General features: G+C 41.1%; 21 protein-coding genes. 10 read left to right on the top strand and 11 right to left on the bottom strand.

The window, feature by feature from the left end; genetic code table 11:
- The first annotated feature begins 386 nt into the window (after positions 1–386).
- Complete coding sequence (gene crtH, locus HWQ39_RS13340; RefSeq protein ID WP_292845310.1) at positions 387–1,877, top strand: carotenoid isomerase; 1,491 nt, start codon at positions 387–389, stop codon at positions 1,875–1,877.
- Between the two features lie 34 nt (positions 1,878–1,911).
- Here crtH and HWQ39_RS13335 read toward each other — a convergent pair whose 3' ends face one another.
- Entirely contained in the window at positions 1,912–2,541 is a 630-nt protein-coding gene (locus tag HWQ39_RS13335; RefSeq protein WP_292845308.1) for a DUF1003 domain-containing protein, read from the bottom strand.
- Between the two features lie 516 nt (positions 2,542–3,057).
- The gene (locus HWQ39_RS13330; RefSeq protein ID WP_292845305.1) at positions 3,058–3,516 is read right to left on the bottom strand and encodes a hypothetical protein; all 459 of its coding nucleotides are present in this window, start codon (positions 3,514–3,516) and stop codon (positions 3,058–3,060) included.
- Positions 3,517–3,786: 270 nt separating this feature from the next.
- On the opposite strand from HWQ39_RS13330, the gene HWQ39_RS13325 reads away from it, so the two are divergent.
- Both HWQ39_RS13325 and HWQ39_RS13320 read left to right on the top strand, forming a co-directional pair.
- Positions 3,787–3,963 (top strand): hypothetical protein, encoded by a 177-nt coding sequence (locus tag HWQ39_RS13325; protein ID WP_292845302.1) that lies wholly within the window; start codon positions 3,787–3,789, stop codon positions 3,961–3,963.
- Between the two features lie 65 nt (positions 3,964–4,028).
- A complete protein-coding gene (locus HWQ39_RS13320; RefSeq protein ID WP_292845299.1) occupies positions 4,029–5,390 on the top strand; it encodes a serine hydrolase in 1,362 nt (453 codons plus the stop codon).
- Between the two features lie 155 nt (positions 5,391–5,545).
- Here HWQ39_RS13320 and purT read toward each other — a convergent pair whose 3' ends face one another.
- The 3 genes from purT to HWQ39_RS13305 all read right to left on the bottom strand — a co-directional run bounded on the left by purT (position 5,546) and on the right by HWQ39_RS13305 (position 7,657).
- Positions 5,546–6,709: a formate-dependent phosphoribosylglycinamide formyltransferase gene (purT, locus tag HWQ39_RS13315; protein ID WP_292845296.1), complete on the bottom strand. Its 1,164-nt coding sequence runs from the start codon at positions 6,707–6,709 to the stop codon at positions 5,546–5,548.
- A 49-nt stretch (positions 6,710–6,758) separates the two neighbouring features.
- The gene (locus tag HWQ39_RS13310; protein ID WP_292845294.1) at positions 6,759–7,256 is read right to left on the bottom strand and encodes a pentapeptide repeat-containing protein; all 498 of its coding nucleotides are present in this window, start codon (positions 7,254–7,256) and stop codon (positions 6,759–6,761) included.
- Positions 7,257–7,489: 233 nt separating this feature from the next.
- Entirely contained in the window at positions 7,490–7,657 is a 168-nt protein-coding gene (locus HWQ39_RS13305; RefSeq protein WP_292845291.1) for a hypothetical protein, read from the bottom strand.
- Positions 7,658–7,863: 206 nt separating this feature from the next.
- On the opposite strand from HWQ39_RS13305, the gene HWQ39_RS13300 reads away from it, so the two are divergent.
- The gene (locus tag HWQ39_RS13300; RefSeq protein WP_292845288.1) at positions 7,864–9,645 is read left to right on the top strand and encodes a M61 family metallopeptidase; all 1,782 of its coding nucleotides are present in this window, start codon (positions 7,864–7,866) and stop codon (positions 9,643–9,645) included.
- 109 nt (positions 9,646–9,754) lie between these two features.
- Here HWQ39_RS13300 and pyk read toward each other — a convergent pair whose 3' ends face one another.
- Positions 9,755–11,524, bottom strand: coding sequence for a pyruvate kinase (gene pyk / locus HWQ39_RS13295; protein WP_179063712.1), 1,770 nt, complete (start codon positions 11,522–11,524; stop codon positions 9,755–9,757).
- 379 nt (positions 11,525–11,903) lie between these two features.
- Here pyk and crtR point away from each other — a divergent pair, with 379 nt between their 5' ends.
- Positions 11,904–12,794, top strand: a complete 891-nt coding sequence (crtR, locus tag HWQ39_RS13290) for a beta-carotene hydroxylase (protein WP_292845668.1) — start codon at positions 11,904–11,906, stop codon at positions 12,792–12,794.
- A 266-nt stretch (positions 12,795–13,060) separates the two neighbouring features.
- Positions 13,061–13,240 carry a hypothetical protein gene (locus HWQ39_RS13285; RefSeq protein WP_292845285.1) on the top strand — a complete coding sequence of 60 codons (180 nt, stop codon included), beginning with the start codon at positions 13,061–13,063 and terminating at the stop codon, positions 13,238–13,240.
- 379 nt (positions 13,241–13,619) lie between these two features.
- Here the strand turns inward: HWQ39_RS13285 and HWQ39_RS13280 are convergent, their stop codons facing one another.
- Positions 13,620–13,766 carry a hypothetical protein gene (locus HWQ39_RS13280; RefSeq protein ID WP_292845282.1) on the bottom strand — a complete coding sequence of 49 codons (147 nt, stop codon included), beginning with the start codon at positions 13,764–13,766 and terminating at the stop codon, positions 13,620–13,622.
- Between the two features lie 20 nt (positions 13,767–13,786).
- Complete coding sequence (locus tag HWQ39_RS13275; protein ID WP_292845279.1) at positions 13,787–14,110, bottom strand: hypothetical protein; 324 nt, start codon at positions 14,108–14,110, stop codon at positions 13,787–13,789.
- A 571-nt stretch (positions 14,111–14,681) separates the two neighbouring features.
- Here HWQ39_RS13275 and HWQ39_RS13270 point away from each other — a divergent pair.
- Positions 14,682–15,251 carry a hypothetical protein gene (locus HWQ39_RS13270; protein ID WP_292845276.1) on the top strand — a complete coding sequence of 190 codons (570 nt, stop codon included), beginning with the start codon at positions 14,682–14,684 and terminating at the stop codon, positions 15,249–15,251.
- A gap of 167 nt (positions 15,252–15,418) precedes the next feature.
- Here the strand turns inward: HWQ39_RS13270 and aroH are convergent, their stop codons facing one another.
- From aroH to HWQ39_RS13255, 3 genes are all read right to left on the bottom strand, one after another.
- Positions 15,419–15,832, bottom strand: coding sequence for a chorismate mutase (gene aroH / locus HWQ39_RS13265; protein ID WP_292845273.1), 414 nt, complete (start codon positions 15,830–15,832; stop codon positions 15,419–15,421).
- Positions 15,833–15,947: 115 nt separating this feature from the next.
- Positions 15,948–16,769 carry a signal peptide peptidase SppA gene (sppA, locus tag HWQ39_RS13260; RefSeq protein ID WP_292845271.1) on the bottom strand — a complete coding sequence of 274 codons (822 nt, stop codon included), beginning with the start codon at positions 16,767–16,769 and terminating at the stop codon, positions 15,948–15,950.
- Positions 16,770–17,315: 546 nt separating this feature from the next.
- The gene (locus HWQ39_RS13255; protein WP_292845269.1) at positions 17,316–17,612 is read right to left on the bottom strand and encodes a hypothetical protein; all 297 of its coding nucleotides are present in this window, start codon (positions 17,610–17,612) and stop codon (positions 17,316–17,318) included.
- 494 nt (positions 17,613–18,106) lie between these two features.
- Here HWQ39_RS13255 and HWQ39_RS13250 point away from each other — a divergent pair, with 494 nt between their 5' ends.
- The 3 genes from HWQ39_RS13250 to HWQ39_RS13240 all read left to right on the top strand — a co-directional run bounded on the left by HWQ39_RS13250 (position 18,107) and on the right by HWQ39_RS13240 (position 20,919).
- Entirely contained in the window at positions 18,107–18,901 is a 795-nt protein-coding gene (locus tag HWQ39_RS13250) for an MlaE family lipid ABC transporter permease subunit (protein WP_292845267.1), read from the top strand.
- 220 nt (positions 18,902–19,121) lie between these two features.
- Positions 19,122–19,508, top strand: coding sequence for a DUF3119 family protein (locus HWQ39_RS13245; RefSeq protein ID WP_292845264.1), 387 nt, complete (start codon positions 19,122–19,124; stop codon positions 19,506–19,508).
- 136 nt (positions 19,509–19,644) lie between these two features.
- Positions 19,645–20,919, top strand: coding sequence for a DUF3086 domain-containing protein (locus tag HWQ39_RS13240; RefSeq protein WP_292845261.1), 1,275 nt, complete (start codon positions 19,645–19,647; stop codon positions 20,917–20,919).
- The last annotated feature ends 26 nt before the right edge of the window (positions 20,920–20,945 follow it).

The following is a 20,945-nucleotide window of genomic DNA, read 5'->3' as shown; positions in this document are numbered from 1 at the left end:
GCCAGAAATAGGCGCCTTTTTATTGTATAAGAACTGAAACACCATAATACTCTTTCCTGCATCTGGCTGACAGCTAAAAATTAAAGCACTCAATTTTATTGAGAATTCTTTTCATTAATAGTTGACATTTATTCTCAATCAAGGCTATATTCTTATAAAGTGTTCTCCTCTCTTTTAAGGATCGGCAGACGGGATTAGCCAGCAGTAGCAGGCTCGTCCCTCTTTTTTTTTGATTAGGGATGGGGCATTGGGCATTAGTCATTAGTTAAATTAAATATTGATTGACTCTAGACAAAGGATAAATACTTCTCTAAGAGACGCTACGCGTTAGCGGAGCTTTCGCTTTAGCGATACGCTCAGTACAAATGACAAAGGACAAATGACAAATGACAAATGACGCGATCATAATTGGGTCTGGGATTGGCGGATTAGTAACAGCGACTCAGTTAGCGGCGAAGGGAGCGAAAGTACTGGTACTGGAACGTTATTTGATTCCAGGTGGTAGCGCTGGTTATTTTGAACGCCAAGGCTATCGATTCGATGTTGGCGCATCAATGATTTTTGGACTGGGACAGAACGGTACTACCAACTTACTCACCCGTGCATTATCAAGTGTAAATGTCAGCCAAGAAGCGATCGCAGATCCGGTACAGATTCACTATCATCTACCCCAAGGTTTAGACCTGAAGGTTGACCGGGTTTATGAACAATTTTTGCAAAATCTTATTGCTCATTTTCGCCACGAAGAAGAAGGGATTCGTCGCTTTTATGACGAATGCCAAAAAGTATTCAAGTGCCTCAACAGTATGAATTTGCTGTCGCTGGAAGAACCTCGGTATTTACTGCGCGTATTTTTCCAGCATCCTTTAGCCTGTCTCGGTTTAGCTAAGTATCTGCCCCAAAATGCCGGAGATGTGGCGCGGCGTTACATCAAAGACCCGCAATTATTGAAATTTATCGATATGGAATGTTATTGCTGGTCGGTAGTTCCATCAGACATGACACCAATGATTAATGCGGGGATGGTCTTTTCTGACAGGCATTATGGCGGAGTTAACTATCCCAAAGGTGGAGTCGGACAAATTGCCCAAAAACTAGTAGATGGTCTAGAAAAAGCTGGAGGTAAGATTCAGTACCAAGCTAGAGTCACCAAAATTATTACAGAACAGGGAAAAGCGGTAGGTGTGCAATTGGCTAATGGTAAAGTATACCGAGGTAAACGCATAGTTTCTAACGCTACACGGTGGGATACATTTGCACAATTATTACCACCAGAAGCAATGCCAAATAATGAGAAAAGATGGCAACAAAACTATCAAAAATCTCCAAGTTTTTTGAGTTTGCATATTGGCGTAAAGGAGTCAGTTTTACCAGTGGGGACAGAGTGTCACCATATTTTGCTGGAAGATTGGGAAAAGATGACAGATGCAGAAGGCACAGTATTTGTTTCGATTCCCACATTACTTGACCCAGATTTAGCACCAAATGGATATCACATCATTCATGCCTTCACGCCTCACTGGATTGATGATTGGCAAGAACTTTCTGTGAGTGAATATGAAGCGAAGAAAGAAAAGGCAGCTTGGCGAATTATTGACCGCCTAGAGAAACTTTTTCCCGGTTTAGATGCCGCATTGGATTATTTAGAAGTGGGCACACCGCGCACCCATCGCCGCTTTTTGGGTCGTGAAGATGGCACTTATGGGCCAATTCCCCGACGTAAGTTGTGGGGATTATTGAATATGCCCTTTAATCGCACAGCTATTTCAGGACTTTATTGTGTAGGGGATAGTACCTTTCCCGGTCAAGGGTTGAATGCAGTCGCTTTTTCTGGGTTTGCTTGTGCCCACCGTATTGCCGTAGATTTAGGATTTTAACGTGCATCAATCAAAGCAATTAAAGGAATAGTTACTACTGATCTAGTGTTTTTTTATTCTGAAAATTAGCTAGTTCGGATGCTAAAGTATCTTCTAACGCATCTAGAATCGCTTGCGGATCAACAGCTTCTTTCATAATTTGGGCTTGCGGATCAGAGCGATTTTTAACATTAGGAATATCTTCGCGTAATTCCTCAACCAAGGCAATAAGTTTTGCAATTTTCTGCTCAGAGAGCAGATTAAGCTGAAGGCTAAGTTGCGCCCGTTGCTCTGCTAATTTTTCCTGACGCTCTTGTTTAATCAACACCCCTGTTGTTACTAACAGGGAACCTGCGGTCAATGAAAATTGTAGCCAAGAAAATGGCGGGGGATCGAATCTTGATAATCCTAAACGTCGTGGTAAAACATTGGGTGTTACCCACAAAATAATTCCTAATAGGATGCTATACAGAAATGCCGGACGACCAAAAAAAGCTGTTACTGTTTCTACAATCCGTTGATGTTGAGGTACGTCTTTTTCATAACGTCTGTGCAGTGCAATTATAGCCTCTATATTTTGACTAATCGCTTCCGGCAATGGGGCAGTGGGCAAAATGCTTTGGCAAGGTGCTGAAGATGGTACTTGCGGTGAATCTTTTGGATTTGGTTTATCTTGGGAGAGCATGGACAGTTTTTTTGTAGCGCTGATTTCTCTAATTTAATAACTCAATTTTTAACTATTGATCTATACTTTTAGGTAGAAAAATGTATGAAAGTACCTATAGACATATCTTAGCAGATTGCTATAGTAGTGCTACATGATAATGAGGCGGTATTCTTTAAAGGAGTGAGACTAGTATAAATTGCCAAATATTTAACTCTTATAATGAAGCACTTATAGTAAATTCAGAAATATATACAATTGACTCAATGATTAAAAAAACTGAATTTGACATAAGTATTACTAGATTATATTTAGATACATCAGACATTTAGAGAATGTTTGAAAAGTATTTGTCTATAATTTTACGCACTTATTGATTCCCCCTTAAACCCATAAAAAAAGGGGAGCCGGAATAAAGGTTCCCCAATTGATCGAGCAGTTTAGAAGTACTTATAAAGTTTTAATACGTCTAATATTAATTTTTAAATATCCTCTTAAACGGTATTTTAATTGAGATTACAAGTTAAACGTAGATAGTTAATTTTTTGAAGTTGAAAAATTCAATTCCTCTTGAATGCTTTTAGTGTCATCATACAGATTTGTTACTCTCGGATCATTACTTGGACAGCTAATATCTTGAGATTTTTGCCCTTGATACCTGACTTGAGTTGACGTACCGAACGAAACAGGTTTCACACATGGTTTATATGGTAATTTTGATAATGAATTAGCTGCGGAAATATCATTAAAAAATTTCGTGGCTGTGTTCACTTTTATTTCACCTACACCTTTTCGGTTGCAAACAGTGTAAGTTGCTTTTCCAGAAGGCAATACGCGAATTCTATATTTACAGGTATTTGTAGAACCACTATTAATAATAACTGCTGTCTGTTTGAGATTTGGAGTTTGGGCAAGTATCCTCAGAGGTAAAACATATAAGGGTGTAGCTAACAATAACGAAGCTAGACTCATTTTATATATATTAAAAACTTTCATTTTCACCTCACATTAATTTTTTGAGTTACCTAATTAGATTAGATTGATTTGAGATATCTTATGCAACAGAAAATTCTGCAATAGCACTTGCTTGGTTAATACTTGATTAAGGAATATTAAATTTGTGAGCAGTGGAGTTACTAAACAGAAATCATGGTGACTTTTTAAAAGTATAGTTGATTGTATATTATTTAGATATGTCATTATGATGTCAATGTTATGTCAGGATAATACTCATTTCTTATGTGGTATTCCTGTCGAATATCTACTGTGGATTTCACAATAAAAGCCTTCAGTGAGACAATTGTGGCATTGCGATCGCGCTGGAGAAACAATCATCAGGTGCGATACGCAAACAGATGCGTGGATGCGGTAGGTTACGCCACGCTGAAAATCGGTTTGTTCGTTACTGTGCCTTTTTACCGCTATTTACAAAACTTTTCATAATTGTGCTTTAATGGTGAGCGGCTTTTGTTCGTTTAAAATCATCCTCACACACAAAGCGATCGCTGATGCTACTCACACACAAAGAAAACATTGTAAAATTTAGCTGGTTTCTACCCAGCTTCTTAAGCTTCCTCCTGCTTGGTTGCACTGTTAAAGCTAATGGTGCCATGCCTGCGGCGGGCGTAGCCATCGCGAATTGGCATTTTGATAGCAATCGTAATCATCTGGACTTCACCACAGATGAGAATGTTCAACCGAAAGTACAATTACTTAACAACCCGACTCGTTTGGTAATTGATTTGCCTGGAGTCACATTAGGATATCCACAGACTAATCAAAGAGTGGGACCAGTAATTCAAAATATTCGTATCGAGCAGTTTAACGCAGAGACTACCCGCATGGTAGTTACTTTAGCACCTGGTTACACTTTTGATTTAGTACAAGTGAAACTGCAAGAGGAATCCCCCAATCATTGGTCTGTGCAGTTACCCAAGCCAATACAACTGACTGCAACCCAACCGCAATATCTAGAAATAACTCCGAGTATTTCTCCAAGAGTGAATGATAATAGCACTCTCTTTGCTGGCGTAATTCCCATGCATTCACCGATGAAAGCGCTGGAACCTCAAATTAAAGCCTTGATGAATCGCTATAGTTTTCTGAAAACAGGAATGTTTTTCTTGGATTTGGATACTGGGGATTATTTGGATATTGGAGGCGATCGCGTTTTCCCCGCTGCTAGTACAATCAAACTGCCAATACTCATCGCCTTTTTCCAGGATTTAGATGCAGGTAAAGTCAGCCTTCAGGAAAACCTGACGATGCGGCGTGACTTAGTTACTAATGGTTCTGGAAGTATGCAATATGAACGAGTTGGCAAAAAGTACACAGCTTTGGAAACCATCACTAAGATGATTATCATTAGTGATAATACTGCCACTAACATGATTATCGATCGCTTAGGTGGAGCGGCGAAACTAAATCAGCGTTTCCGTAGCTGGGGACTGAAAGACACAGTAATTCGCCATCTTTTAGCTGATTTGAGAGGAACCAACACCACAAGTTCTCAAGATATGGCGCGGGTGCTGGCTTTAGTTGTGAATAACAAGTTAGTTTCCCCACAAAGTCGGGAGCAAGCCTTAGATATTCTGCGCCACACCACAATTCACACACTGCTTCCCGCCGGTTTGGGCAAAGGTGCAGTTATCGCCAACAAAACTGGAGATATCGGCTTTCTCATTGGCGACGCGGGATTTATTACTATGCCCAATGGTAAGCGCTACTTAGCTTCCATTTTCGTTACCCGTCCCTATAAAGACACCAGGGGAAGAGACTTTATTCGTCAAGTTTCTCAACTTGTTTACAATTACTTGAATCAGACGAACCCGGTTGCTGCGGTTAATTCGCCTAACAGCGTTACGAGATAGTAATGTGCGGTTAGAAACAGCGTCTACACAAACAAAACCCACCTCCGTGGGTTAAAAAACCTTAATTTTCCCTTAGTCCGCGGAGGCGGACTTTGCCTGTATAGCCGCGAATTCCATTCGCCCAATGCACAGCTAGCTATGCGTCCATACGGTAATTAGATAATTGTGATTTTACTTGCAGCTTTAGTAGCTTTTTCCCTAGCCTCTTGAATATTCATGCCCTTCGCCAAAGCTACGCCCATTCGCCGATATGGATGAGCATTAGGTTTACCAAATAATTTAATATCTACATCTTTTTCTGACAAAGCATCGGCGACACCACTAAAAGCAATAGAATCAGATTTTTCTGAAGCTAAAATCACCGCACTGGCTGAGGCTCCTAGCTGCTCTATATGAGGAATTGGCAAGTCTAAAATAGCTCGGAGATGTAATTCAAATTCATTGAGATTTTGTGAGATTAACGTCACCATTCCCGTATCGTGAGGTCTAGGAGAAAGCTCTGAAAAAATTACTTCATCTTTAGTTATGAAAAATTCAACACCAAAAATTCCGGCTCCTCCTAAAGCATCAGTGACTTTTATAGCTATTTCTTGGGATTTTAATATTTTATCTTCAGAAATTTCTGCGGGTTGCCACGATTCTTGATAATCGCCTCGTTCTTGGCGATGACCAATGGGAGAGCAGAAAATTGTAGGTGCATTCCACTGTTTAATGGTCAGTAAAGTTATCTCAATTTCAAAGTTAATAAATTCTTCAACAATAACTTTTTGACTGTCACCTCTAGAATTAGCGATCGCATAATTCCATGCTTTCTCAACATCACTCCGATCCGACACTACAGACTGACCTTTTCCAGAGGATGACATCACAGGTTTAACAACATTGGGAAAGCCAATTTTTTCCGAAACTGTAATTAATTCTTCTAAAGTTGTTGCATAACCATATTTAGCCGTTCTGATGCCTAATTGTTGATGTGCCAGTTCCCGAATTCTATCGCGGTTCATTGTATAATTAGTAGCAGCCGCAGTTGGTATAACTGTAATCCCTCGTTGTTCAAATTCGAGCAGTTTTTCTGTTCTGATTGCTTCAATTTCTGGTATAATTGTATCTGGCTGATGTTTTTTCACTACAGCTTCTAAATCATCAGCACTTAGCATAGAAATAACTTCATAAGCATCAGCAACCTGCATCGCCGGAGCATTGGCGTAGCGGTCAACAGCAATCACATAATTACCAAGACGTTGAGCTGCGATCGCAAATTCTTTGCCTAGTTCTCCTGAACCCAGCAACATCAATTTTTGGGGTAACTTAATACTCATTAACTTATCCAGTCAATTTCAACTCAATAATCTTATAATTTTTTGTGTTTTAATTACCGTCTTCTCTAGAATTAAATCTAGCTCCGCGTAGTTGTAAATCTTGACGTTGCAGATAATCTAAACCAGTACCTACCCCAAACTCACACTTATCTACAAGAGTCTCTAACCAAATAGTCTCATTTAAAGTTGCACCTCGTAAATCTGCATTTCTCAAATCAGCTTTCGTAAAATTTACAAATAGTAGGTCTGCATTAATTAAACTAATACCTTGTAGATTAGCTTCTGATAAGTTTCCTCGAATGAAGTTGACACTATCTAAAATTAAACCAGACAAATCTGCTCCAATAAGATTCGGAAACTTTAACTGACTTGGATATTTAAAAAACCGCATCATACAAATGATATTGGCTTCATTGAGTTGTATTTTAGTTAAAAAATCATAACGAGCTATGCCCATCTGTTTAAGAACTTGTAGACGCTGTGGGGGACTTTGTTCTAAAAACTGAATGGCTTTGTGGCGTAAGTCTTGATTAGGCATATTTAACATAATTATTAAATTTTAACGATGTTAGATGCCCGACTTTTTTAAAAAGTCGGGCATCTAATTTAACGTCTTGCCAAGAATGCTTTCGTAGCAGATTCACCTGCTAATTTTACCCTCCTTTTCAACTAAAAGTTTAACAACGCTAAAACACTCAAATCAGCTAGAAATGCCATAAAAATTGTTGTCATCCCAGAGTCAACACAGTTCAGATAAGACAGATTTGTAGAGACGGCGATTTATCGCGTCTCAACGCTAATTCTTTTACCATACTCAGTACCGAGTGCTGAGTTTTGAAGTTGAGTACTCAGTACTTTTGCACTATAGTAAAAGTCCCACCCGATGTTAAGCAGAATCTTTTTATCGGGAAGTGGTTGATACCCCGCATATTGTGGGCGATCTTTCATCTCAGCACGGGCTAAACCTTAGCTATCCGCTAACGTAACTCAGCACTTTTCATACTTAACCTAGCCTTTTCTAAAGCTTTTGTCAGGCTGGTTTCAGAAATTGAAACTGGCTTTCAGAAAATTGGGGCTACTGAATTCTGAATTCTTCTTCGGTAAATTTGTCATGATGGTAAAAATTACACATCTACATTAACTCAGCACAGAAGATGACTGAAGCAACAGCAATTCGTCCCAACACCTACATTCAGGAAACCGGGCCAACGATTCATTACCTGGTGGCAATGTCCCAACCAGAAACCCATCTGTTTGAGGTGACTTTACGCCTTGTGAATTATCCCTCACCGATTCTCGATTTAAAACTACCAGTGTGGACACCCGGTTCCTACTTAGTTCGGGAATACGCCAAGAATTTACAGGATTTTGTGGCTTTTGCAGAGGATAAACCTTTATCTTGGCGGAAGATTAGTAAAAACCACTGGCAGGTAGACAAAACAGGTATTTCAGAATTAACTGTACGTTACCGCGTTTTTGCAAATGAGCTATCAGTACGGACAAATCACCTCGATACCACTCACGGTTATTTCAACGGTGCGGCACTATTTTTTAGAATACCAAGCTGGGATAAGCAACCCATTCGCGTTACTGTCGTACCACCACGCCCTGAATGGCAGGTAACTACTGCCTTACCACCCGTTGCTGAAGAAACAAATACTTTCTTGGCTGGCGATTTTGATACTTTGGTGGATACTCCCTTTGAGATTGGTAGCCACCAATTGTATAAATTTGAGGTGTTAGGAAAACCCCATGAACTGGCAATCTGGGGGCAAGGTAATTACCAAGTTCAGCAATTGATTGCTGATATTCAAAAAATTATTCAGGTAGAGGCGCAGATGTTCGGCGGTTTGCCTTATGAACGATATGTGTTTCTGCTACATTTATTTAGCCAAGCTTTTGGCGGTTTGGAGCATAAAGACTCTTGCTCTTTAATTTACCAACGTTTTGGGTTTCGCGCTCAGGAAAAATACGATCGCTTTCTCCAATTAGTGGCACACGAGTTCTTTCACTTGTGGAATGTCAAACGAATTCGCCCCAAAGCATTAGAGGTTTTTGATTACGACCAAGAAAATTACACACCATCATTATGGTTTTGTGAAGGTACTACTAGTTACTATGACTTGTTAATTCCTTTGCGGGCGGGAATTTATGATGTTAAGTCATATTTGAATAACTTAGGTAAGGAAATTACCAAATATGAAACAACACCGGGGCGCAAGGTACAACCCGTTTCCGAGTCGAGTTTTGATGCCTGGATAAAACTCTATCGCCCAGATGCCAATAGCGGTAATTCCCAAATTTCCTACTATTTAAAAGGAGAAATGGTATCGTTGTTGCTGGATTTGCTGATTCGCTCTACTCACAAAAATCAGCGCTCCCTCGATGACGTGATGCTGAAAATGTGGCAGCAATTTGGACAAGATGAAATTGGCTACACCCCAGGAGAGTTGCAGGAAGTTATAGAATCTGTTGCCGGCATCGATTTGACTGATTTCTTTAAACGCTACGTTGATAGTACTGATGATTTGCCTTTCAATCAGTATTTAGAACCCTTTGGCTTGCAGTTGCTAGCTGAACAGCAAGAAGAACCTTACTTGGGTGTGAGAATAAATACAGAGAATGGGCGGGAAATCATTAAGTTTGTAGAGACTGCTTCACCTGCACAAGTAGGGGGAATTGATGCAGGTGATGAGTTGTTAGCAATTGATGCAATTAAGCTAGCGGCGGGTGGCTTAAGCGATCGCCTGAAAGATTACCAACCCAACGATACCATCCAAGTCGCAGTTTTCCACCAAGACGAACTGCGTACTTATTCCATCACCCTCACCTCACCATGTCCAACGAGATATCAGGTAAAACCTGTTGAGCATCCTAACTCCAAACAGCAACAAAACTTTGCTGGATGGCTTGGGGCTGCGATCGCAACTGTTTAATAAAGGGATTGGGGATTGGGGATTGGGTATTGGGCATTGGTTATTAATTCTTCTCCCCCTTGCCCCCTGCCCCCTGCTCCCCTGCTCCCCTGCTCCCTGCTCCCCACTCCTAAGCCGTTCTCACCGCCCCAGAGTAAATCAAACCACGTTGCAGATCCAGCGTTATAATCGCCCCATCTCGAATCACCTGCGTTGCCTGTTTCACGCCGACAATCACTGGTACACCGAGACGCAAGCCAATTACTGCCGCGTGACTTGTGAGACTTTCATCTTCAGTAATAATCCCGGCAGATTTCCGAATTGCCTCAACAAAATCCGCACTAGTGCGGGGTGCAACCAAAATATCTCCGGGATTAAAGTTACTCACATCCATGCCAGTACTAGCCACCCGTGCGCGACCACTCACTGAACCTTGTCCCAGTCCAATTCCGTGGCCTAGTACCGCTGTCACCACTTCTACCTTAATCAAATCTGTAGAGCCAGAAATCCCCTGGAGTGTACCAGCAGTCATCACTACTAAGTCTCCCTGAGACAGTAACTTAAGCTCTTGAGCCACGTTAATCGCAGCTTGAAACGTTTGACCAGTAGAAGGTAATCCTAGTACCAACAACGGTTTGACTCCCCACACCATTTGTAGCTGCCGCGCCACATTTACATGGGGTGTCACTGCCAAAATTGGTGTGTGAGGACGAAACTTAGAGACATTACGAGCGGTTGCCCCCGTTTGCGTTAGGGTCATAATTGCTGCTGCACCTAATTGTTCGGCAATTTGACCGACAGCTTGACTAATCGCATTGGGAATGGAGCGCCGAGCATCTCTCGTAGAACGTAGGTTTAGGTGTTGGGCTTCTTCCTGCTCCATACGTTCGGCAATTCGCGCCATCGTCGCCACTGCTTCTACAGGGAAGCTACCCACAGCGGTTTCATTGGAGAGCATCACCGCGTCCGTGCCGTCTAAAATCGCATTTGCCACATCCGATACTTCAGCGCGAGTGGGACGGGGATTGCTCACCATGCTATCTAACATCTGAGTAGCGGTGATGATGGGAATTCCCAAGCGATTTGCTGTGGCAATTAGCCGCTTTTGCAGTACCGGAACATCTTCTGCTGGCAATTCCACCCCTAAATCGCCTCTGGCAACCATCACGCCATCACACAAAGCCAGAATCGCCTCCATTTGTTCAATGGCTTCGTGCTTTTCAATTTTGGCAACCACTGGCACTTGCTTGCCTGTGCTGGAAATTAGTTCTTTAATTTCGATCATGTCCTGGGGATTGCGGACAAAGGAAAGTGCCACCCAATCGACACCCTGATCTAGACCAAACATTAGATCCTCTCGGTCTTTGTCGGTCATTGCCTTAATTGACAGGTAAACGCCAGGGAAGTTTACGCCTTTGTTGTTAGAAAGTTTACCAGGCACGGTGATACGACAATGCAAATCACCTTTGTCCCGGTTAATTTCCTCTACAACCATTTCTACTCGTCCATCATCGAGGAGAATTTTTGCACCAACTGGGACTTCTTCGGCTAAATAATCGTAGGTGACACAGCTAATTTCTTGAGTACCTACCACCGGACGATTTGTCAAGGTGAAGCGATCGCCTTTTGCCAAAACTATAGACCCGTTGTCAAACTTCCCCAAGCGAATTTTTGGGCCCTGCAAGTCTTGGAGAATAGCCACTGGCTGATTTAGTTCAAAAGCGGTTTGCCGAATTAAGCGGATACTACGCTGATGGTCGGCATGAGTTCCGTGGGAGAAGTTTAGCCGCAGCGTCGTGGCTCCCGCTTCAATAATCGCCTTGAGCATTTCAGGACTACTAGTAGCGGGGCCAATAGTAGCGACAATTTTTGTCCGGCGCAGAGAATCTCTTAATTGCATAGGGGCTGAAGTTAGGGAGCTATCTGGGAAGTCATCGTAACTTAAGTGGCATCTCCTTTTCAGTCACTGCTATATCAATAAGACATAAGCAGTTAGAGAGAGTTTATGGGAGAGTGTGGCTGTGGGATAGAGTAGATATAGTACATTAATCTTGTATCCATCTTCCCTAAGAAGGAGTTTGTTCCATAAACTTCTTGCCGATTGTCATACCCCACTTATCAGTAAAGACTGGGCTTCGTCTGGAATCATAGCGTTATTCATCTGCTGATATGCAAAGCTGTGGATAAATCTTGCTATACAAAACTTTGCAAAAATTTATTATTCACTAATATTTATCGTATATTCGTAATGTCTGCTCAAGAAGGAGTCAATGTTAGAGATGATCGCATCGGAGGCACAAAAGCCACTGACAATCCCACCCAAGGAATTTTTAGCGCCTCCTGGTGATTTTAATCCGACGCTGCTGCTGTTTTCTGTAGCTGTATCCATGCTGGTGTTATCTAACTTTGGTTACTGGCTTTGGGAATGGCCGCACTGGCTATGCTTTTGCGTTAATACTATTGCCTTGCATTGTGCTGGAACAGTAATTCATGATGCCTGTCACCAATCTGCCCATCGCAACCGGATGATGAATGCAATGTTAGGACATGGCAGTGCGTTGATGCTAGCTTTTGCTTTTCCAGTCTTTACGCGAGTGCATTTACAGCATCATGGACATGTTAATCATCCCAAAGACGATCCAGATCATTATGTCTCTACGGGTGGGCCTCTGTGGCTGATTGCAGTACGCTTTTTGTACCACGAGGTGTTTTTCTTTCAACGGCAACTGTGGCGTAAATATGAGCTATTAGAATGGTTCATCAGCCGCTTAATTGTTGGTGTAATTGTTTATATCTCAGTGCAATACCACTTTTTGGGTTATGTTCTCAATTTTTGGTTTTTACCGGCTTTTGTGGTGGGCATAGCACTAGGATTATTTTTCGACTATTTGCCCCATCGTCCTTTTGCCGAGCGCGATCGCTGGAAAAATGCTCGCGTCTACCCAAACCAAGTTCTCAATATTCTGATTATGGGACAGAATTACCACTTAATTCATCATTTGTGGCCTTCTATTCCTTGGTATAATTACCAACCTGCGTACTATGTCATGAAGCCCCTTTTAGATGAAAAAGGATGTTATCAAACTTCAGGATTGTTGCAGAAAAAGGACTTTTTTGAGTTTGTTTATGACATCTTTTTAGGAATTAGGTTTCATCATCAAAAAGAATAGAGTTGTTGCATGAAGCGATGCCTACAACAGAGCTTTGTAAGGGTTTAGAACTATTTGCTACAAGATTAAATGGCGATCGCATTCCTTGTAAACTTAGGCTGTTGATTCAGATTTGCATTTGGAATGCGGTCGCACTTTTACTTAGTACAAGAGCATTCGTGAGAGCTTAAGACAAAATCATTTTTGTCAATTAGTAACTTTGCTGAAAATTTGCTGAATATTGAGTATTAAATAAAACTCAATACTTGCTTTTGATGCAAGAACGAATGATGCTTTTAAATATGACGCGATCGCACACCCAAAAATTCTACCGCAAGTATTGCTGTTGTGCATTGCGTTATATTTTTGCGCTTAATATAACTTTTAATCACGCCATTTTGCATACAGGTAGTTATTTAGATTCTCTAGTTCTGTGGATGTGTGCGATCGTCTCCGACGGGGCGTAGCCCATCGCTATCTTGTCACGTATAAAAACCTTTGCCTTTGCGATGGCCCCATCGTTGTTCTAGGCTACAGGAAGCAAGCTACGCTGCGATCGCAGTAATTGATTTCTAGCTAAAAAGCTAATTAATGCGATCGCACTTTTACTTGGTATAAGAGTAATCAATTAGATCGCTCTCCAAACAAAACCAAATCAGTAATTTTGGTTGGTGATGTATGCAAGCGATCGCAGTAATTAAACTCACGTTATATTAAAGGCGGAACCTGCTACAGGCTACGCGAAACACGAAAACGTGAAAGCGGAAGCTGCTGCATAAAAAATAAAACTAATAAATTCCAGAAGAAAATAAAACCTTTTAAGTATAAGTTTTTCATGATTACGCACTATGGTTTATTCTCTTTTGTTTGTTCTGTTTCACCTTTGATTTCTGCGAATTTCTGAAGTGCCTTGGGAGCAAAAGCTGCCACCAAGAAAATAAATGTCATGTTTACATCACTACTTACAGCACTTACGGCAGCTATGAGGTACATTCTCAAAGCTGAAAGCTATGCTAAGAGAGGGACAAGGAGAAAATTGTATTGCATAATAGCGGGAAGCGCTGTAAGGAGTTGTTGTTTGTGTTACTTGGATTGTGAGCATTAGTCAGAGATAAAGAACCAAAAACTATTGCTGTAATAAGAGCAAAAAATGACATCAATCTAATTGATGATTTATGCCCCTGATTGTCTGTCCAGAAATTACCTTTTACTAAATAATTTTGTTTTTTTAGTGATTCATCTAGTAATTGATTTCGGGTTTTTATTAATTCATTTTGGGTTTTTATTAATTCATTTTGTTGTTTTAATTCGTCTACTGTTATTATTCCTGGTGTCATGTATTTTATCCTTAGAATTTGAAAATTTATTCGTAGGAAGATAGTACACTTTGCAATACTTCTAAAGCAATGGAAATTTGCCAATTTAAGCACATAGAAATTAAGAATTATTACAATCGTCGCTCTAAACCATCAGTAAAAATCTCTTCAATAACTGAGAAATTTAGAATTTTTAGCAAAGCAAAAGATTGATTTTCCCCTAAAGGAACGAAAAATTATCTAAAACTCAGCAAAGCCAATTTAGTTACATAGTATTAAAACTGCGTGTCTTATGAGCTTGTAGTGTTTAAGATTACACTTGTTTGCCATTATACTCTGGTCAATCTCTATCTGATATCCATATACTCTGACTATCAAAAATTTACTGTTGAATAACATTTCTGAAATCGAACTTCTAGGAGTGTAATTTTGGCGTATCCACTTTTGGAAGAAATATAATAAGCACCCCTCTATGGGTTGTATAAAAAACTATCTGCCAAAACCGGATGCTCCCTGTAAATTGTAATTTTCCCTCTCGGCTGACTCCCTTTTTTGCCTAAAGTGTTGCGTAAATCAAATCTAAATGTTTTTTATGCTTCCAAAACAACGCATACGTGGTGTTATCCTTACGCCTAAAGGATTACATAAACTTGAGCTTGCAAAACGAAAAACAGAATTTAATGAAAACGGCAACAAGCGATTTACACTCATTAATCTGAGTGTTCAGACAGGTTTAGACTCTCATACTCTGTGTAAGATTTTTAGCTGTAATAACAAAGTCGATCGATACTCTCTCACTCGATGTTTTCAGGCATTCAAAATATTATTAGAGCCGGATGATTATGAGATCGCCACGATTCCCCGGCTCATAAATAGCTCAGAGTTACAACAGGGAGAAAGCTGCAAGGATAAGACTTTAGGAAGAGAGGAGGACAAAAAACTTGGATTACAGTTGAACCTAGATGTAAATAAGGTCAACTTGCCCATGACTCCACCTGAAGAAATTCGCTCAAGAGGAATAACACTGCTGGAACAATTATCAGGAGAATCTTTACTAAAAGCAGTTAAATTTTTAGAATCCCTTTCTCAAGAGTCTTTACCGCTAAGTCAAAACAAGCCTGAACATAGCATCGGTGTTGTGAGGAATATTACGCTCAATTAAACTAAAAAGATTTTTCAACAAGTATAATCAATAACCTATCGAAGCGATCGCCTCACCAATATACCTCAAATCACTACGGCAAACTTAGTAATATTCTCCCATCAGCAAGAGGTTGAGCAGCTGCGAATTATACTTTTGCGCTGTTACATATATTTTATCTAAATAATTTACACTTTTGACTTCACTACTGGCTGTGATGTTTGTAAAGACTGAGGCAAACTCCAGTCGGGACGCAAGCTAGCTGCGTTGCGTAAATAGATATGATGAATTGAGGCGGAGGCTGGTAGATAGGCGTGAATTAAGAAACGAATGCAACGCTGTAAACTACCTTCGACGTGCATTTGCTGCACATCCAACATGGCCACATTATCCCAACCAGGACGCGATCTAGCGATCGCAGCCGGGAAAATCGCATCCAAATCCCGTGTCACAGAGAAAGTCACACTGATCATGTCCCCCGCCTGGAATTGATTCCGGTTTTCCAGTTCATCTAGTAGTTCTGTAACTACCTCTCGGATTACCTCAACAGTATTTTCTGAAGCAGTTGTTGCTCCGCGAATAGCCCGCATTTGCCAGTCCACGCCAAAATCCTCCTTAAAACACAAAAGTAAGGAATTGGAGTTAAGAGTGAGAAATTAAGATTTTTAACTCATAACTCCTCACTCCTAACTTCCAACTCATAACTCCTAACTCATATTAGGGTCGATATAACCACAGAGGCAAACCACTAGTAGAGACTTCAAATTCGAGCCAATCAATTCCAGATCGAATTCCTGATGAGAACTGACGACTCCCTGGTAGAAGGCGACTCAATAAGGGTTTACGTTCTTCTAGGGTATAGCAGAGAGTTTTTTCTGGATCAAGACCAACCAATTCGGCTGTCCAGCGACGGGCATCTTCTTCTGTGCCCAAGCGATCGACAACACCCAAGGCTAGGGCTTGCTGTCCAGTAAAAATCCGGCCATCGGCGAAACTTTTCACAGCTTCTACTGTTAAAGAACGGCCATCTGCTACCGTTTGGACAAACTGCTGATAACTTGTGTCAATCAACTCTTGCAGGATGATTTCTTCTGGTTGAGTAAGTTGCCGATCAAAAGCCAAAATGTCTTTGTAGGGGCCAGACTTAATTACCTGGAAGGAAACACCGATTTTGTCTAGCAAGCGTTCTAAGTTATTTCCACGCAGAATCACACCAATACTACCCGTAATCGTACCTGGGTTGGCGACGATGTGTTCGGCTCCCATGCCGATGTAGACTCCTCCAGAAGCCGAAATATTGCCAAAGCTAGCAACGATTTTGATTTTTTCGCGCAAACGCTTCAGGGCGCTGTAGATTTCTTGGGAATCTCCGACTGTACCGCCAGGACTATCGATACGGAGCAATAATGCCGGAAACTTTTTTTCTTCTATAGTTTTCAGGGCTTCTAGGACGCGTTTGCGAGTAGCACCGGCGATCGCACCAGTAATTTCAATCCGCGCAATTTGTTTTTTAAACTTGGGCTTAAACGGCCATACCATGAGCTGTCAACATACCTCGTAATAAATTCAATATAAGATGCCTAACGGTCAAACGACCTGCTTTGCTCTGTTAAGAAACATGAGCAGGCATTGTGAGCATCGTCATTTTAAGGAAATTTTTATATTTTTTAGTGAGTTTTATTTGATATTCTCAATAGATGCTAATCAAATCCTTCAAGATTGCAGCTAATAAAAAATACCAAGCTCTAGTTTAGCGTTAACTTGGTAATTTAGAAAGACTATTTTACCTATTTGACAAAATTAAAAATTTCTGAACCCTTAGTATTCTAGGTTTTTAAAATGGTTGAAAATTATTTGCCTATAGTCGCACACCTTTACTAGTTGTTAGTAATTAATCACTAATAACTAAAAAATAATGAATATTTAATCAATCACTTCGACACTCTACTCTATTTAATTAATAAAAATTCATTCCGCAGCACTAATCTCTATTGGGGTTAAGGTCGGTAGTACTTTAAATTTTGGAAATATCACTTTTTCCTGTTTTCTAAAGCCCAATAATCTCCTGACGAAGCATTTCACTACTTAAGAATCTATTCGTAAAATTTGATACCGATAACATACGAAGATATCAAACAGTCCGCCAACAAAACTACAGGTCAAGCTAATTACGAACAATCCGCGTAGGGGGGTTCCACTGCCGAAGGTAGCGAGAAAACGCATAATCTGAGTAGCAAGTGCTTCAGTTAACTCTTGTAAGCCAGGAAAGTGGCCAATGAGGGATATAAAGAGCAACCCACCACCAACTAAGAACATGGGAGCGACAAAACTAAAAATGATTGTAAGTACTAGGGAGCGGAGAAAGTTAGTCAAAATAGTCATTTAGGACACACTCCGTGAATAGAGATGACAAGAGCTAGATAGCGGTTTGTCATTTTCTACAATACGTGCGATCGCTCCAGATCAGATAATCTGTCAAGAATCTTAAGTTTTCATTAAAAGAAACGGCTATCAGTTACAGCCCATGCTGGGCAGATTACAAACGGCTTAAATCTACAAAACCCTTGCAAAATTAAGGTTATAGCAAAGCTTATCACTTATTTCTTGCTTTTCAGCACCTTTAATAACAGCTTCATTTTCTGAGAGCATCTTTAATCTAAGTTAATATTCAGCCTTTTTAGGGGAGTAGGGGACAAGGGGGACAAGGGTGAATTATTGAACAAGTCTCTCCCTTATCTCCCCCCTCTTCCTTGTCTACCTTGTCTCTTCTCAATGCCCAATCCCCATTACCCCTTATCCCCAGAGAGGACCCCACCTTTCCCAATCCCCATTACTTCCGCTATTCTTAAGGCAGTTACCGAGTTAGCTACAGAACATTGAACCAGACTACATCCAAATCCAGTTTAAGGGAATGGAGTCAGCGATTGCTGGCAGCGATTTTTCTGGGTGGGCAAGTACTAGTTCACCTATTGAGAGGCAAAATCCATCGGCGCAACACCTTAGAACAAATGGCGGCAGTTGGGCCAGATTCCTTATTTATTGCCCTACTGACGGCTATTTTTGTTGGTGCTGTGTTTACTATTCAGGTGGCGCGGGAATTTATCAACTTTGGCGCAGGAAACATTATTGGCGGAGTGCTTTCTGTTGCGTTGACACGAGAACTCGCTCCGGTGTTGACAGCAGTGGTTTTAGCAGGGCGAGTCGGTTCTGCCTTTGCAGCAGAAATCGGTACCATGCGAGTCTCAGAACAAATCGATGCTATGTTGATGTTAAAAACAGATCCAATCGATTACCTAGTTATTCCCCGTGTCCTTGCTTGCTGTTTAATGCTGCCAATTTTAACCCTTCTGTCTTTGGTAACAGGGATGTTTGGGGGATTAATAATTGCGACAAATATCTACAATCTATCTGATACGGTATTTCTAGACTCAGCCCGTAACTTTCTTGGTATCTGGGATATCTTTAGCGCCATGATTAAGGCGTGTTGCTTTGGTATTTTAATTGCCGTAATTGGTTGCAGTTGGGGGCTGACGACAACAGGAGGTGCTAAAGGTGTAGGACAGTCAACTACAACTGCTGTTGTGACTGCCTTACTAATTATATTTGTGAGCAACTTCTTTCTTTCTTGGTTGATGTTTCAGGGGACTGGCAGTGCATTCATCGGGCTATAAAAGTGAGGAGTTAGGAGTGAGGAGTTAGGAATTATAAGTTATGAGTTAAAACTTCTCACTCCTAACTCTTAACCAGAGATGCTACAGCAGGAAGTAGTGTGTACTGAGAGTTATGAGTTAAAACTTCTCACTCCTAACTCCTAACTCCTAACTCTTAACTTCTAACTCCTGACTCCTAAAATAGGAGATATGCCTACTAAATAAAGCAGGATTTAAGACTTTGACTAGTTTATTTACTCCTAACTCCACATCCACTGTGGAACTCAAGCCTAGTTACAATATACCTATAGTATTGGTAATTGCCTCGATTCCACTACTTTTGGTACAACCGTGGGTAGGTTCTATTTTCACACTGTTTGGTTTGTTTCTCATGTTTCAGGCGTTAACGCTGCGTTTGCAATTTACCGTCACCGACTTAGATATTTACAGAGGTGAAAAGTTGATTCGGCGCTTTCCCTACCAGGAATGGCAAAACTGGCGGATATTCTGGAATAGAGTCCCCATCCTGTTTTATTTTAAAGAAATTAAAAGCATTCACTTTTTGCCGATTTTATTTGACCCCGACACCTTGAAAACTTGTTTAGAACAACGTTGTCCGCGTTTTTAGTGCTGATTGCTATCTATGCTGAGTCGTTTTGATATAAACTCGTAACTTAGCACTCATGCTCAGGATTTTTATGGCAGGTCAATCGTAATATTTCTGAAAGCTATTTATTCGCGTCATCGGAATTACACTATTGTTTATGAACCTAGAGGCATCTCAAACCCCAGAACCAAGTGATGAGCAATTGACAGAAAAACCAGAAGAGAACAATGCAGTTGAACATCCAGTAAATTCATCTGTTGAGTCAGTGCTAAAAACAGAAGCCATTAACTCATCAGAAGGCTACACGACTTTTGAGCCACTCATTTCTAATGCAGAAGTGGTAGATTCTACAGTAGAGCTAACAGAAAATTCAAATGGCGAGTTTGTAGCGCAGTTAGAAGCGGAAAATGTCGCGCTGGGGTCTGAAATAGGATCGGGAAATAATTCATTATATGCAGAAGCAGAGCAGCGAGTGGCAGAGTTGCAAAGCGCTGAAGCATCTCTTAAGGAAGAAATAGCCAAGCTGCAAGCTTCTTATGAAAACCTGCAAGCACAGGTGAGTGAAACTCAAACCTCACTGGGACGAATTGTACAAGAGTCACTGTTGCAGTTGGAACAACGCAAGCAAACTCTGCAAATTTCTGTCGAGCAACTAGAACGCCGTCAAGAACGTATCCGCAATGAGATGCGAACCACTTTTGCTGGTACATCCCAAGACTTGGCAATTCGGGTGCAGGGTTTTAAAGACTATCTCACGGGTAGTTTACAAGATTTGGCTGTTGCCGCTGAACAGTTGCAACTGACCCCAAGTGTGGTAGAACGAGAAAAACCAGCTGTAAAAGAGGCTAAACCTGTTGAATCGCAGCCTGGAATACCCCAATTTGCCCAACAGCAATTTCAAGATACTACCAAGCAAATTCGCCGCCTAATTGATCAATACCGCAACAAACCAGATTATTATGGCCCACCGTGGCAACTACGTCGCACCTTTGAACCAATCCATGCCGAACGAATCTCTAACTGGTTTTTTACCCAAGGAGGACGGGGTGGTTTGCGGACAATGGGTAGCCGTTTGCAGAATATCCTAATTGCCTCAGCTGCAATTTCGATATTACACAAGCTTTATGGCGATCGCATTCGTACTTTAGTCTTAGCTAATACACCAGAACGATTAGGTGAATGGCGGCGCGGCTTGCAAGACTGTCTCGGAATCGGTCGCCCAGATTTCGGCCCAGACCGGGGTGTGGTATTATTTGAAGCGCCTGATGCTCTCGCTCAAAAAGCAGAGCGATTGACGAAAGCCAATCAACTGCCCTTAATTATCATTGACGATTCAGAAGAACAAATCAGTTTGTCACTGCTGCAATTTCCCCTGTGGTTAGCCTTTGCTCCTGACCCCAAAACAGTGAGAAACTATGATGATGATTTTTAAATGAGTCATTGGTCATTAGTCAAGAG

This window comes from Nostoc sp. NMS8 (assembly GCF_017115045.1).
Lineage (GTDB): Bacteria > Cyanobacteriota > Cyanobacteriia > Cyanobacteriales > Nostocaceae > Nostoc.
The sequence above is the reverse complement of the archived record's forward strand: the minus strand, read 5'-3'. Positions and strand labels throughout refer to the sequence as shown.